Origin of the sequence: Bradyrhizobium sp. ORS 375 (genome assembly GCF_000239775.1) — a bacterium.
Taxonomy (GTDB): domain Bacteria; phylum Pseudomonadota; class Alphaproteobacteria; order Rhizobiales; family Xanthobacteraceae; genus Bradyrhizobium.
In genome coordinates this window covers 1-14055 of sequence record NZ_CAFI01000179.1, presented here as the reverse complement: position 1 = coordinate 14055, position 14055 = coordinate 1, and the positions used below count along the sequence as shown (strand labels likewise).

Sequence of the window (14055 nt, the reverse complement as noted above, 5' to 3'; positions counted from 1 at the left end):
CGCGGGCGGATAGCCTGGCTGCTGCTGCGGATAGGCCGGCTGCTGCTGGCCATATTGCGGCTGCGGCTGGCCGTAGCCGGGCTGGGACGGCGTGATTTGGGTCGGCGGCGGAGCCGCCACGGTCGGCTGCGCGGCGGGAGCGGCAGGCGGCGCGCCGCTCTGTAGCTGGCGCAGCTGCTCCTGGAGCTGACGATTGCGATATTGCAGCTCCTCGTTCTGGCCGGTCAGCTGCCGGAGCTGGTTCTCGAGCCGCTGGATCCGGATCTCCGGATCGTCATCGACCTGGGCGAACGCCCGCGTCGATAAGGTCTGCGAGGAAATGACGACGAGCGCCGCGACAACCGCGGCTGCGCTCCTGGAAAGAGACATGAACGACATGCTGCCCTGACGACCGGATCGGCGAGAGGTTGGAAATCATAGCCCTATGGGGCGGGCTGTACGGCAGAACGGCAATAGAGACAAATGACGTTCAAGCGAAGACAAAAAGATGAAGCCGGCGTCGATCTCCGACGCCGGCTTCATCAGCAACCAGTTTGTTCAGCTTTATGAACTTGCGTTCAGCACGGTGACCGCACGACGATTCTGCGACCAGCAGGAGATGTCGTTGCAGACCGCGACCGGCCGCTCCTTGCCATACGAGATCGTGCGCATGCGGCTCTGATCGATGCCACGCGAGACCAGGAAGTTGCGGACCGACTGCGCCCGGCGCGCGCCGAGGGCGATGTTGTATTCGCGGGTGCCGCGCTCGTCGGCATGACCTTCGATCGTGAAGGAGTAGCGCGGATAGCTCTGCAGCCATTGCGCCTGCTTCTCGAGAGTGGCGATCGCTTGCGGCGTGAGATCGGTCTGATCGCTCTCGAAGAACACGCGGTCGCCGACGTTGACCACGAAATCCTGCTGGCTGCCCGGGGCCGCCGCGCCGCCCGCCATGGCATTGGCGTCGGTCAGGCTCTTGTTGGCGCAAGCGCCCATGGAGAGAGCAACCGCGAGCACGGCAGCCAACTTCAATCCCTGGAGGATACGCATCTGATATTTCATTCCCGGAGCCTCCACGCTCACGTTCTAGACTGCCATCCGGTCTACAGGGCGATGGTTAAGCGAACGTTCCGTCAACCTTGATGGGGTCTTGCCGAACCCCGTCAAATGCTAATGAAACCCGAAAAAGCGACCCTGATGGTTAATGGGTTGTAAATGTGGCGCCAGGGTGAAGGCAAGCGGCGGCGCGCCTTGAGCAAGGCGCTTTTTCGCTGATTCTTGCGGGAAAGTCGCAGATTGAACCCGCCGAACAGCCGGGTTCGCTGCGATGGGGGCCGGACGGTCAGCCGGCTTTGGCAACGGGCTGGATTCTGAACGAATCGCTGAACGCGTCGGGAGCCGGCCGGTCGAACAGCATGCGCCGTTCGAACGCGCTGGAGCGCATGAACGGGAAGCGCTGGAACACGCGATCGCGGATCCGCGGATAGTGGGCCGCCACGAGCCCGACCGGCTTGGTCAGGCCGGAGTAGAGCCGCGGCTCGCCCCACGGCTCCTGCAGGAACACCTTCTTGTAGAAGGCACGATGTTCCGGCCGCACATTGGCGAGACCGATGTCGGCGTTGAAATGGGCGCAGGCGACGTAGCCAAGCCGGACGGTCACATAAGGCAGCGCCGGAAACAGCCGTGCCTTCTCGTAGTCGGCCACGAACCGGGTCGGATCGATGATGACCTTGCCGCGATCGAGCTCCGGATGCAGCAGGTCGGCGAACATGTCCGACGACAGCGACCGGCGCCATTGCGAGTTGAGCACGCTGATGCGGATCGAGCTGTAGAGTTCACCATTGACGTAGACGCCGAAGATGAAGCTGTTGGGCAGATCGTCGTACTCGTCCGTGACGCGCTCGCTGACCGAGGGGAGAATGGCTCCCTCGCGCAAATATGCGCGGTAGCGCAGCCGGTAGATCTCGTCCTTGTCCTCGGCGGTGAGAGCCAGCCGATAATCCACGTTGTCGAGCGCATCCAACTTCTGATCAGCAACGGCAGTCACTTTAGCCGCCGACTTCATTCGCAATCCCTTTCCACACAACTCTTACGAGCAATTGTGAGATTAACAGTGCGTTAATTGGGATGCAAAGCTTTCGCCGGTACACAGTTAACGGCACGTAGAATCCCGGTGCCACAACCGTCACTTAACCTGGGGCCTGCGGGACCGCGCGGGTTCGCTTCGGAGCAACTACGTGCCAATCCGAAACGAATTCGCGTGGCATACGCGCGTCCTGCCCTCACCTGATACGACGTCCGGTTGTCCCGCATGGCTGTGCGCGCAGCCATGTTCTGGAGGCAGAGCAGATGGTCAGGCGATCGAGCGCGTGCCGCCGATGGCTGCGAGCGGCTCGTCCATTGTCCGTCGCCCATGCGAGGCATTCAGCAGCTGGCGAATCCGCACGGCGGGCACCGGCCGGCTGAACAGATAGCCCTGGGCCTCGGTGACCGTGCCGTCGACGCTGACCAGCTCCAGTTGCTCGTTGGTCTCGATGCCCTCGACGACGACCGACATGCCGAGATCCGCTGACAGCCGGGCGACGCCGCGCAGCAATGTCAGCGGCCGGTCGCTGTCGATCCCTTCCAGGAACGAGCGGTCGATCTTGACCTTCTCCAGCGGGAAGTTGTGCAGATAGCTGAGGCTCGAATAGCCGGTGCCGAAATCGTCGAGCGAGATCCGCACGCCGAGCATATGCAGCTGCGACAGCACGTCGTGGGTCAGCTGCGTGTTGCGCAGCAGCGAGGATTCGGTGATCTCGATCTCCAGGCGGTGCGGCGGCAGGCCCGAGACTTCGAGCGCGTAGCGCACCTCGCTGAGCACGTCGCGCTGGTGGAACTGCTGCGGCGAGAAGTTGACGGCGACGCTCACCGCCTCCGGCCACTTCATGCACTCCAGACAGGCCTTGCGCAGGATCCAGCGGCCGAGATCGACGATCAGGCCCATGTCCTCCGCGACCGGGATGATGTCGACCGGCGACACCGTGCCGCGCACCGGATGGTTCCAGCGCAGCAGCGCCTCGCAGGTCGAGATCTTGCCGGACTTCAGATTCACCAGCGGCTGATAGAACAGCTCGAACTCCTCGCTCGCCAGCGCCTTGCGCAAATCGAGCTCGAGGATGCGGCGCGCCTCGACGGTCTGGGCGAGCTCGTCGCGGAAGAAGCAGAACGTGCCGCGGCCCTCGGCCTTGGCGCGGTACAGCGCCATGTCGGCGTTCTTGAGCAGCGTGTCGGCGCTGATCCCAGGCGCCGTCATGGCGATGCCGACGCTGGCGCCGATCTCGACCAGGTGATTGTCGATCTTATAGCGCTCGCTGAGCTGGTCGACGATGCGGCGCGCCAGCACCGCGGCGTCGTCATTGGATCGGATGTTGCGCTGGAACACGACGAACTCGTCGCCGCCGAAACGGGCGACGAAATCCTCGGGACGCAGCATGTCGCGCAGCCGCTCGGACACCGCGCACAGCAGCTGGTCGCCGCAGGGATGGCCGAGGGTGTCGTTGACCTGCTTGAAGCGGTCGAGATCGACGAATAGCAGCGCCGACAGCTCGCCATGGCGCTGCGGGATCTTGAGCAGGCGCTCGATCTCGTCGCGGAAGCTGACGCGGTTCGGCAGGGTCGTGAGCTCGTCGTAGCGGGCGAGGTGCGAGATCCTGGCCTCGGCATGTTGACGCTCGGTGATGTCCTCGAGCAGGACCACCGCGCCGCCATCGGCCATCGGCTGGAAGGTCCAGGACAGCGAGCGGTCGCGCACGATGTCGGGATCGCTGGTGATGATGTTGTGCGTCTTGGTGTGCTCGATCTCGGACAGGATCATGCGGCCGCTGGAGGCCGAGATCGCACCGGAGATGACGCAGGCATTGATGATGTCGGCCGCCTTGCCGCCACGCTGAAGGATGTCGCCCGGCAGGCTCATCATCTCGCCGAAGCGGTGGTTCATGACGGCCAGACGTCCGTCCGGACCGAACATGCACAGCCCGTGCGGCATGTTGTTGAGGGCGGTGTCGAACTGCTTGGCAAGCGCCGCCTCGCCCTCGCGCGCCACGAAGGCCTGCACGAAGATGCGCTGCAGGTTGGTCGAGATGTGCTTCAGCGAGAGGAAGAACAGCAGGCAGAACGCCGCCAGCCCCATGTAGTAGGGACTGCCGTGCAGCGCGAGCGCCAGGGCCAGGGGTCCGCAGGCCAGCAGGATCTGGACGTGGAAGATCCAAGGACGGCCGTAGGTCCGCCCCGCCCCCGCCGACATGTAGCAGAGCGTGACTGCGATCGCGATCAGGTGCACGACCGGGTCGCTGTTGTCGACCACGGCCACGACGCACCAGACGCCGAGCACGAGCGCATACAGCATCGCGCCGATCTGATAGCGGATCTCCCAGCGCGCCACCGCCTCCTGCGTCAGCCGCCCGCTGTCGCAGAGGTGGCGGTAGTAGCGCATGTCGAGCGAGCGAAGCCCGCCGGCGACGATGAGCATGACCGCGCATGGCCACAGATTGGCATCGCCGCTCTTGATTGCGGTCATGACAGCCGCGATGGCGGCGCAGAGTGCGCCGGCAAACATCGGACCGGGATCCTGGAAGAGAGAGTCGACGAGAGCCGCCTGGATGGCGGGCGACAACTTTCGATCGTCTTCTCTGTTCTGGCTGGCAAGCTGCATTCGGACGCACGCGTTCGGTTCGGTGCGCAAACATTACCGTTCGCAGATGAAGTCTTTCTGAGCGAACATCGTTAGCGGAGCGTTGCCTTCGCCGCGAACTATGGGAATTCGCTCGAAAATTCAGCGAACTAGGCAAACACTACCCAGCTGCTGCAACGAATGGTTCTATTTTTTTCGACAACACGCATCGCGTGCCCCAGGAAATCGCGTCCACCGGGGCGTTAGCGGGCCCTGGGCGGGCCCGCCGTCCCGTCACGACAACAGCGGCGACCAGGCCGGATCCGACGCATAGCCGGGCGTCGGAACCTTCTGCTCGAAGCGGCCGGAGACGTCGATCGTATACAGCGAGGGACCTGCGGTGCCGCCGGGATCGCGGAAGAACATCAGCACGCGGCCGTTGGGCGCGAAGGTCGGGCCCTCGTTGTGGAAGCCGGAGGTGAGGATGCGCTCGCCCGAGCCGTCGGTCTTCATGATGCCGATCGCGAACTGGCCGCCGCCCTGCTTGGTGAAGGCGATATAGTCACCGCGCGGCGACCACACCGGGGTCGAGTAGCTGCCCTCGCCGAACGAGATACGCTGCGCGTTGCCGCCGTTCGCCGACATCACGTAGATCTGCGGCTTGCCGCCGCGATCCGACTCGAAACAGATCTGGCTGCCATCCGGCGAGTAGCACGGCGACGTGTCGATCGCTGGCGTGTCTGTGAGGCGCGTGGTGGTGCGCGAGCGCAGGTCCATCACGAACAGGTTGGAATTGCCGCCCTGCTGCAGGCTGAGAATGATGCGCTGGCCGTCCGGCGAGAACCGCGGCGAGAACGACATGCCCGGAAAATTGCCGACGATCTCGCGCTGGCCGGTCTCGATGTTGAACAGATAGACCCTCGGGTCGCCCTGCCCGAACTCCATATAGGTGATTTCCTGGCTGGACGGCGAGAACCGCGGCGTCAGCACGAGATCGGAGCCACGCGTGAGATAGCGGACATTGGCGCCGTCCTGGTCCATCAGCGCCAGCCGCTTGACCCGCCGCTCCGACGGCCCGCTCTCGTCGACGAACACGACGCGGCTGTCGAAATAGCCTTTCTCGCCGGTCATGGCGGTGTAGATCTGATCCGAGATGATATGGGAGATGCGGCGCCAATATTCCGGCGCGGTCACATATTGCTGGCCGGTGCGCTGCTGGCCGGAGACCGGGTCCCAGAGCCGGAACTCGGCCTTGAGCCGGCCGTCCGGCTGCCGCGTGGCGCGGCCGGTGACGAGCCCCTGGATGTTGAGCGGCCGCCAGCTCGCGAGCTGCGGCGGCGCGTCGAAATTGCTGATGCGCTCGGGGAACGCCGCCGGATCGACCGGCGCGAACAGGCCGCTGCGCTTGAGGTTGTTGTTGATCACCTGCGCGATGCCGTTGGCGACGTCGCCGTCGCCCGCGCCGCCCGGCACGAAGGGCGGAATCGCGATCGGGATCGGCGCGAATTCGCCCGGCTGAATCGGGACCTGCTTCTGCGCCATGGCGAAGCGCGGCGCGCCGATCCCGGCAGCGCCGAGCGCGACGGCCCCCGCGATCAGCTCACGCCTGGTGGGCGAGATGAGCGAGCGGCGCAGTTCGGAGGATTTGTTCATATCGTGAATTCGCTTCATGAGGACAACCATAGACCTCGTTACGTCCGCCGTGCGTCTTCGTTGAAGACGGGCTGGAAATAGCTCCAATCATCGTAGTACTGGGCCGGCAGATTGTAGGGCGCGCAGGCGATGATCGCGCGCTGGGCGCTGTCGCGATACGACTGCAGAAACGGCGTATTGGCCGCGCCGACGGGAACGGGCGGTCCATCGAGTGTGCCGTCGCGGCGCAGCCGCACATTGAACGCGACGACGGGATTGGCGTCGACGCTGGTATAAGGCGGCTTCCAGCACCGGTTGACCTGCTGCTGGAACAGCGCCACCCAGCTCGCCGCATTCTGCGCCGCCGTACCGCGCGCTGTGCCCAGCGCCGCATTGGCATTCAGTTCGGCCCCCGTCACGGCCTGCCGTGTCGGGTCCTTCTGATTGATCAGGCTCGCCATCTTCTCGGCGTCGAACTTGCGTTCGCTCTTGTGCTTCGGCGGCTCGGGCGTCGCGGCCGCGCTCTGCTGCGGCTTCGGCGGCTGCTTCGGCTTGTCCTTATTGAGCACGCTGGCAATCTGATCCGGATTGAACGGATCGGGCTTCTTCTCTTCCGGCTTCGGCTTCTCGGCCGGCGCGGGCTTCGGCGGATCCGGCTTCTTTTCGGCGACCGGCTTCGGCGTGTCCGGCTGCTTCTCGACCGGTTTCGGCGGATCGGGCTTCTTCTCGACCGGCTTCTCCGGCTTGGGCTGCGGCGTCGGGGCGGCGTCGGTCTCGGTGACCTGCTTGGGATCGACCTTGCCGACGATGTCCTCGGTCGGCTTCTTCTCGCCGATCTTGTCGGCCAGCAGCTTCTGCGCGTCCTTCTTGCCGCTGAGCGCACCGGCCTTGGCTTTGGAGATGTTGTCCTCGGAGATCACGTCGACCGGCACCAAATCCTCCGGCGGCACCACCATCGGCCGGGCCGAGAAGCTGAACAGACTCACACACAGCACGAGAACGTGCGCGCCCACGGACAGAACCGTGCTCTGCCGCGTCCGCAGGAAGTGCATGAGGTCTTTTGACGTCATGAGCCCTGTTCCGGCAGCACGACGATGCTGGCGCGATAGCCGGCATCGCGGGCAAGCCCCAGCACCTTCATCATGTCGGAGTAGCAGGCGTCGCGGTCGCCGCGGATCTTGACGACATTGTCGGGTCCGCCTGCGCCGGCGTCCTTCATCGCCTTGATCTTCGGCCCGAGCTCGTTGATCGCGATCGGCGTCTCGCCGAGATAGACGTCGACCTTGGAGGCGCAGCCGCCGCCGGTCTTCTTCACGGTCACCTCGAGCGGCGGCTTGGCGTCGGCGGTCGAGGCCGAGCCGCCCTGCGCCTGCGGCAGATCGACCTGGATGTTCACGGTGAGCAAGGGCGCCGCGACCATGAAGATGATCAGCAGCACCAGCATGACGTCGACCATCGGCGTGACGTTGATCTCCGCCATCACCTGCGCCCTGCGCCGCCCGCGGCGGCCACCGCCGCCGGACGCGCTGCCCATGCTCATGCCCATGTTCTGGTACTCACGATCCGGACGCCACTATACCTGCCCTCATCCCCGCTCGTCGATCTGACGGGACAGGATGGCCGAAAATTCATCCGCGAAGCCTTCCAGGCGCTGCGCCTGCCGGTTCACCTCGGAGGAGAACTTGTTGTAGAAAATCGTCGCCGGGATGGCCGCGATCAGGCCGATGGCGGTGGCGAACAGCGCCTCCGCGATGCCCGGAGCGACCACCGCCAGCGAGGTGTTCTTCGACGCCGCGATCGACTGAAAGCTCGTCATGATGCCCCAGACGGTGCCGAACAGGCCGACGAACGGGCCGGCGGAGCCGACGGTCGCGAGCACCAGCAGACGGCGCTCCAGCCGTTCCACCTCGCGCGCGATCGACACGTTCATCACCTTCTCGATGCGCATCTGCAGGCCGGCAAAGGAGCGCGCATGGCCCTCGAACGAGCGCTTCCATTCCCGCATCGCCGCCACGAAGCAGGCCGCCATCGACTGCGTCGGCTTGGCCGACAGCACCCGATACAATTCCTCGATCGACTCGCCGGACCAGAACGCCTGCTCGAAGCGGTCCATCGAGCGGCGGGTGCGCGAGAACAGGAACATCTTGTCGATCGCGATCGCCCACACCCAGACCGAGCAGGAGATCAGGCCGAGCATGATGATCCGGACCACCCAGCCCGCGTTGGCGAACAATTCGATCAGGGACAGGCCGGTGCCGTCGCCAGTCATCCGCAATATCCTCTCAACCAACCATCCCGGTCGTCCCGGGACCATGCATCCGCCGTTCCACGGCGAACGCCGTCGCGGCGAAAGCGCCTACGCAAGAAAACCCTGAACTGATCGCTTTAAGAGGCCCGCCGAAGCCATAAGCGGCCTGCATCCTCTGCCAACGTGTCAAAACAAGGGCTCGTGGCGCGCGTAAGCGCCCCTTAACCAAACCCCCTCCGGGGTTAAGGCGGGGTTACCGCGGACATCCACGGAGGTCAAAGGCCGAGCCGGGACAGCCAGATAGAGCCTTTGTGATCAGGCGCTTGCGGGTTCCGCTGGAACACGGTCACCGACCGGCAGCGGCGAGCCGCCGCAGCCGAACGGTATCCCGAAACGCAAGACGCCCGCCAGCGGGACCGCGGGCGGGCGTCTCGTGCCGTCAGGGCGGGGGCTGAAAGCCCTGCGGCGTCAGGGTCGGGTGCCGATCAGCGACGGTTCAGTTCTGGGGCTGGTCGTTCGGCGGGGTCGGACGCGGCTTGTGCTGGGCCATGAAGGCGTCGAACTCCTCCTTGTCCTTGGCGTGGCGCAGCCGGGTCAGGAAGTCGCGGAACTCCTGCTGCTCCTCCTCGAGCCGGCGCAGCGTCTCCATGCGGTATTCATCGAAGGCGCGATTGCCGCTCGAGGCGGGCTGCGAGAAGCCGAACCCGAAACCGCGGCGCTCCATCTTGTCGCGCATGCGGTCCATCTTCCACTGCATCCGCTCCATCTTGTTCGCCCAGCGATCACCGCCGTTCCAGCACGCCATCTTTCTGCTCCCGAGTGTGAAAAAGAGAAGGGCAAGTCCGATCGGCCACCAGATGATGAAGCCGAGCACGGTCACGGCGATCCAGCCGGGATGCCAGGGCGACTCCATCATGTGGGGCCGGTACCTCTGCTCCTCCTCCGAACCGCGCCAACGATTGACATCTGCGGTGTAGGCCATCTCCCTCTCCATTCGCGGCGCCATGCCGTGTGAATGTAAATAACATTTACATAGCTAACTCAACCCTTGTTTTTGTCAAGGCGGCCGCCTGACGCGCCGCCCGGAATCTTTTTCACGCTTCGTTGAACCTTATTTCGGCCGGCCCCACGGCCCCGCCGGCTTGTCGTCGTCCGGCAGCGGCGGCGGCTCGGCCGCCGGCTTCGTCGCCGCCTGGCGGTCGGTGTTGAAGCCGAGGCCGCGCAGATAGATCAGCACCTCGGCTTCCAGCAGCTCCTCCGGCGACATCGGCAGCTTGCGGCGCGCCGCGTCGCCGCGGGCGAACAGCGAGGCGATGCCATGCGCCATCGACCAGATGTGCAGCGCCATCATCATCGCCGGCGGCCTGGGCACGCCGGGCGGCGCCAGTGCGGCCAGCCGCTCGGCGGCGGCACGGATCACGCCGAAGGCGCGCTCGCCCGCAGCCATGAGACCGGCCGTCGAGTCTGCCGGCACGCCGGATTCGAACATCGCCGAATAGAACGCAGGCTCCGATCGGGCGAAGGCGAGATAGGCCTTGCCGACGCGCTCGAACGCCGTAACGGTATCGGGACGGCCATCGTCCCAGGCGGCCGAAAGCTGGGACTCGAACTGCTCGAAGCCGCGCTGGGCGATGCTCGACAGCAGCTCGTCGCGATCGCGGAAATGCCGGTACGGCGCGGCGGGACTGACGCCGGCCATGCGCGCGGCATCGGCGAAGGTGAAGCCGGCAGCCCCCTTCTGTGCGATCAGGTCGAGCGCCGCCTGCAGCAGCGCCTCCTTGAGGTTGCCGTGATGATAGCCGCGCTCGGCGCGGCGCTGCTCCTTGCGCCAGCTCATGTGAAGGGCTTTTACATGAGCCGGGGCGGAAGACACCAGAGACTTTTCGGAACGGTGGATCAGCCCGCCGCGCAACAGGTGCCACCCTCCCCTGGAGGGGGAGGTCGATCGCGCGCGAAGCGGGTGATCGCGGTGGGGTGGGCTCCGGGGGGAAGGTCAGCATGAGACGCTCCGACCTGCAGTCGCCTCGACCAGCGCAATCATCAGCATCGAGCATGAGGATCGTCCGTCACCCCACCCCGGCTCGCATCCACTGCGCGGATCCGAACCGACCCTCCCCCTCCAGGCGAGGGTCGCACCGGGGCTTGCAAGATGCAGGATTGCTGGCAGTTGGCCGCGGTGGGGGCTCTAACCGCCCGGGATCGGCAGCACCGGCATGATCTCGACCCGCTCGCCGGGGAAGATCGCGAAGTGCGGATGATTGACGAACATCTTCGCCGCATCCTCATGCGAGCCAGCGCGAACCACCGTGAACGCGCCCATCTCGTTGGCGATGTCGTTGACGCCGCCCTTGTCGACGCGCTTGGTCTTGCCGAGCGGCCCGCCCATCGCCACGATCGCGTCCTTGTGGGTGTCGACCCAGGCGTGCCAGGCCGCCATGCCCTGCTGTCCCCGCGCGTTCCGCTCCGTCTCCGACAGGGCCTCCCAGGCCTGCCATGACGGACTGGTCCGGCTGCCGAGAAACACGGCGAGATAGGTGTTGTGGTTGTCGCTCATTGCACATCCCTCCTTGTTGAAACGAACTGATCAGGCGCGGCCGGCATGCGGCAGCTCGGAAAAGCCGGCCGCGGCCTGCTGCACCTCGTCGGAAAAATCCGACATCTCCTGAACCTGGCGGATCTCGATGATCTCGTTTTCGGAGGCCGGGCATTGCCTCGCCCAGGCGATCGCCTCCTCGCGCGAGCCGACCTCGATCATCCAATAGCCGCCGAGCACCTCCTTGGCCTCGGCGAACGGACCGTCGGTGACGACAGGCTTGCCGCCGGGGAACGACACCCGTGCGCCCAGCGACGGCGGGTGCAGGCCCTCCAGCGTGATCAGCACGCCAGCGTCCTGCAGCGCCTGATTGTAGCGCATCATGGCCGCCACGCGGTCGGGATCGAGCTGCACATCTGGCGATGCGCTCTCATAGCCGAGCGGGATCATCAGCATCATGAATCGCATGACTTCTGCTCCTCCTGACGACGGTCGCGGGCTCAGCCCTTTCCGGCCTGCGCCCGCAGCCGCTCGACGCGCTCGCGCAGCTCGGGGGTGAAGGTCTCGCCGAAATCATCGTCCGCATACACTTGCCGGATCTCGATCTCGCCGCTCGGGAATGGCGCTCGCTTCATGTGATCGATCACCTCGTCGAGCGAGCGCGCCTTGAGCATCCAGAAGCCGCCGGTGAGATCGCTCGTGTAGTCGAACGGCCCGCGTGTCACCTGCGCCGTTCCATTGGAGAACGCGATGCGCGCGCCTTTGGCCGTCGGATGCAGCCCCTCGCCCGCCTCCATCATGCCGGCCTTGACCAGCTCCTCGTTGAACCGGCCCATCGCCGCGAATTCCTCCGTGGTCGGCAGGACTCCGGCTTCGGTGTCCCGGGTCGCCTTCACGATCACCATGAACCGCATGGTCACTCTCCCTGATGCTGCGGTAGGTCTCCCTGCTCTCAGAAAGACGATCGGCGATCAGGCCTGCCGACATCGCGGGGCAATTATTTTTGCGAAGAGGCGCGCTCAGCCGGGCTCGCGCGGGAACATGTCGAAATAGGGCTCGGCCTCGGCGAGAACGCGCGCAACGGATCGCCGCGCCTTGAGGCGCGCGAGATAGGCCGGCACCTTCGCCAGCTCGCCGCCGAACGGTTCCACTTTCTCGGCGTAGAACAACGCCGGCAGGGCTGCGCAATCCGCCAGCGTGAAGTGATCGCCCATCGCCCAGCCGTCCGACGGCAGCTCGGCCTCGAGCATCGCATAGGACGTTCGCAGCCGCGTCCTCGCCTCGGCGACGCCCAGGGGATCGCGCGCATCGCCTGGCCGCAGCCGGTCAAACACGACGGTTTGCGTCGGCATGTGCAGATAGAGATCGAGAAAACGATCGCGCAACCGCGTCCGCAGTGCCAGATCAGGATCGTCGGGGATGAAGCGCGTCGCGCCGCCGAAGTGCTGGTCGAGATATTCGATGATGATGCTCGACTCCGGAATCGTGCGCTGACGCTGCTCGTCGCACAGTACCGGAAACTTGCCGACCGGCCACAGCTTCACGAACGCCGCACGCTCGTCCGCATCGCCAAGATTGATCAGCTTCGGCGTGAACGGAGTGTCGTTCTCGTACAACGCGATCAGCACCTTCCAGCAGAACGACGACAGAGGATGATAGTAGAGGGTGAGGGACATGGGTTACTCCTGAGAGGTGACAAAGAACCGCTTTCATCGAACCCCGACTCCCCGCAGCACGGACAGCGCGCTCCTCTCCCCGGGGCATGACGGAGAAACAAACAAGCAGCACGCCGGGATGGACGCTCACCCCTCCCGCGCTGGTACAAAGCGCACGATCACGACGCCAGACGACAGCGCGCGGCTATCGATCAGTCGCAGCTTCTTCGCCTGCCCCGGCTTGAACAGCGGCGCTCCGCCGCCGAGCACGCGCGGATTGATCGCGATTCGATACTCGTCGATCAGATCATGCGTCATCAGCGTGGCGGCGAAATCCGCGCTGCCGAACAGGAACAGCTGTTTCGCCGTTGCCTTCTTGAGTCTGTCGACCTCGGCCGCAGGCTGCTGGCCCAGCAGATGCGCGTTGGACCATGCGAGATCGGACAGTTTGCGCGAGGCGACATATTTCGGGATCGCGTTCATGAACTCCGCGATCACGCCCTGCTGCGTCGGCCAGTAGCCCGCCATGAGATCGTAGGTCACGCGCCCGAACAGCAGCCCGCCAGCTTCCTGCAGCTGCGCCTCGGAGAACCGCTCCAGCTCAGGCCCCCAGACGTCCTCGTGCCAGGAAATGTCGCCACTCGCGCCCGCGACCATGCCGTCGAGGGTCATCATGTTCCACATCACCAGCCTCGCCATCGGCGCCCCTCCCTGACTGCTTTCGTTTTGCAAGCAGTTGGAGAATGCCGAGACCGATGCAATATTGCAAGCAGTTTGTTGGCGACGACGCTCACGGAAATCCGATGTCCGATCCTCAGCGCTCCGGCTGCCCGATCAACCTCACCCTCGAGGTGGTCGGCGACAAATGGAGCCTGCTCATCATCCGCGATCTGATGTTCGGCAATCGCCGGCATTATCGCGAGCTGCTCGGCGGCTCCATCGAGGGCATCTCCTCGAACATCCTCGCCGACCGGCTGAAGACGCTGCTCGCCGCCGGCATCATCAGCCGCGAGGACGATCCGAGCCACAAGCAGAAGGGCATCTATTCGCTGACCGAGCAGGGCATCGAGCTGTTGCCGATCCTCGCTCAGATGGCCGGCTGGGGTTACAAATATCTGCCGGTCTCGGATGAGCTCGGCATCCGCGCCAAGCTGTTGATGGAAGGCGGACCGACAATGTGGGCCGAGTTCATGGACGAGCTGCGCGAGATTCATCTCGGCGTGAAACGGCGCAGGAAGGCCGGACCCAGTGTCGGCCAGCGACTGCAGGCGGCGTATGAAAAGGTGGTTGCTGCCAAGAAAGCCGACGCTCGCACGGCGTGACCGCTCTCAGCGACACTCTCCGCACCGCCACGACCACC

15 protein-coding genes and 1 pseudogene are annotated in these 14055 nt (G+C 65.0%); 1 reads left to right on the top strand and 15 read right to left on the bottom strand.

Annotated elements, in window-relative coordinates:
* From BRAO375_RS15520 to BRAO375_RS15450, 15 genes and pseudogenes are all read right to left on the bottom strand, one after another.
* Window positions 1–369: pseudogene (locus BRAO375_RS15520) on the bottom strand (tol-pal system protein YbgF); the annotation flags it as partial.
* Window positions 370–543: 174 nt separating this feature from the next.
* Window positions 544–1038 (bottom strand): peptidoglycan-associated lipoprotein Pal, encoded by a 495-nt coding sequence (gene pal, locus BRAO375_RS15515; protein WP_035640505.1) that lies wholly within the window; start codon window positions 1036–1038, stop codon window positions 544–546.
* Between the two features lie 280 nt (window positions 1039–1318).
* On the bottom strand, window positions 1319–2041 hold the full coding sequence (locus BRAO375_RS15510; protein WP_175345324.1) for an N-acyl amino acid synthase FeeM domain-containing protein: 723 nt from the start codon (window positions 2039–2041) through the stop codon (window positions 1319–1321).
* A 288-nt stretch (window positions 2042–2329) separates the two neighbouring features.
* Window positions 2330–4669 carry a putative bifunctional diguanylate cyclase/phosphodiesterase gene (locus tag BRAO375_RS15505; RefSeq protein WP_009028411.1) on the bottom strand — a complete coding sequence of 780 codons (2340 nt, stop codon included), beginning with the start codon at window positions 4667–4669 and terminating at the stop codon, window positions 2330–2332.
* A gap of 252 nt (window positions 4670–4921) precedes the next feature.
* Window positions 4922–6280 carry a Tol-Pal system beta propeller repeat protein TolB gene (gene tolB / locus BRAO375_RS15500; RefSeq protein ID WP_052536095.1) on the bottom strand — a complete coding sequence of 453 codons (1359 nt, stop codon included), beginning with the start codon at window positions 6278–6280 and terminating at the stop codon, window positions 4922–4924.
* A gap of 38 nt (window positions 6281–6318) precedes the next feature.
* The gene (gene tolA / locus BRAO375_RS15495; RefSeq protein ID WP_009028409.1) at window positions 6319–7329 is read right to left on the bottom strand and encodes a cell envelope integrity protein TolA; all 1011 of its coding nucleotides are present in this window, start codon (window positions 7327–7329) and stop codon (window positions 6319–6321) included.
* Window positions 7326–7805 (bottom strand): ExbD/TolR family protein, encoded by a 480-nt coding sequence (locus BRAO375_RS15490; protein WP_035640502.1) that lies wholly within the window; start codon window positions 7803–7805, stop codon window positions 7326–7328. Before BRAO375_RS15490 ends, tolA begins: the two co-directional genes overlap by 4 nt.
* Window positions 7806–7844: 39 nt before the next feature.
* A complete protein-coding gene (gene tolQ, locus BRAO375_RS15485) occupies window positions 7845–8528 on the bottom strand; it encodes a protein TolQ (RefSeq protein WP_035640499.1) in 684 nt (227 codons plus the stop codon).
* A 475-nt stretch (window positions 8529–9003) separates the two neighbouring features.
* Window positions 9004–9489, bottom strand: a complete 486-nt coding sequence (locus tag BRAO375_RS15480) for a DUF2852 domain-containing protein (RefSeq protein ID WP_035640496.1) — start codon at window positions 9487–9489, stop codon at window positions 9004–9006.
* A 129-nt stretch (window positions 9490–9618) separates the two neighbouring features.
* Complete coding sequence (locus tag BRAO375_RS15475) at window positions 9619–10344, bottom strand: TetR/AcrR family transcriptional regulator (protein WP_009028405.1); 726 nt, start codon at window positions 10342–10344, stop codon at window positions 9619–9621.
* Between the two features lie 348 nt (window positions 10345–10692).
* Entirely contained in the window at window positions 10693–11061 is a 369-nt protein-coding gene (locus BRAO375_RS15470; RefSeq protein WP_009028404.1) for a YciI family protein, read from the bottom strand.
* A 30-nt stretch (window positions 11062–11091) separates the two neighbouring features.
* Complete coding sequence (locus BRAO375_RS15465) at window positions 11092–11508, bottom strand: YciI family protein (protein ID WP_009028403.1); 417 nt, start codon at window positions 11506–11508, stop codon at window positions 11092–11094.
* Window positions 11509–11540: 32 nt separating this feature from the next.
* Entirely contained in the window at window positions 11541–11954 is a 414-nt protein-coding gene (locus BRAO375_RS15460; protein ID WP_009028402.1) for a YciI family protein, read from the bottom strand.
* A 105-nt stretch (window positions 11955–12059) separates the two neighbouring features.
* A complete protein-coding gene (locus BRAO375_RS15455) occupies window positions 12060–12716 on the bottom strand; it encodes a glutathione S-transferase family protein (RefSeq protein ID WP_009028401.1) in 657 nt (218 codons plus the stop codon).
* Between the two features lie 126 nt (window positions 12717–12842).
* Window positions 12843–13394 (bottom strand): dihydrofolate reductase family protein, encoded by a 552-nt coding sequence (locus BRAO375_RS15450; RefSeq protein ID WP_035640491.1) that lies wholly within the window; start codon window positions 13392–13394, stop codon window positions 12843–12845.
* Window positions 13395–13498: 104 nt separating this feature from the next.
* Here BRAO375_RS15450 and BRAO375_RS15445 point away from each other — a divergent pair, with 104 nt between their 5' ends.
* Window positions 13499–14017 carry a winged helix-turn-helix transcriptional regulator gene (locus BRAO375_RS15445; protein WP_009028399.1) on the top strand — a complete coding sequence of 173 codons (519 nt, stop codon included), beginning with the start codon at window positions 13499–13501 and terminating at the stop codon, window positions 14015–14017.
* The last annotated feature ends 38 nt before the right edge of the window (window positions 14018–14055 follow it).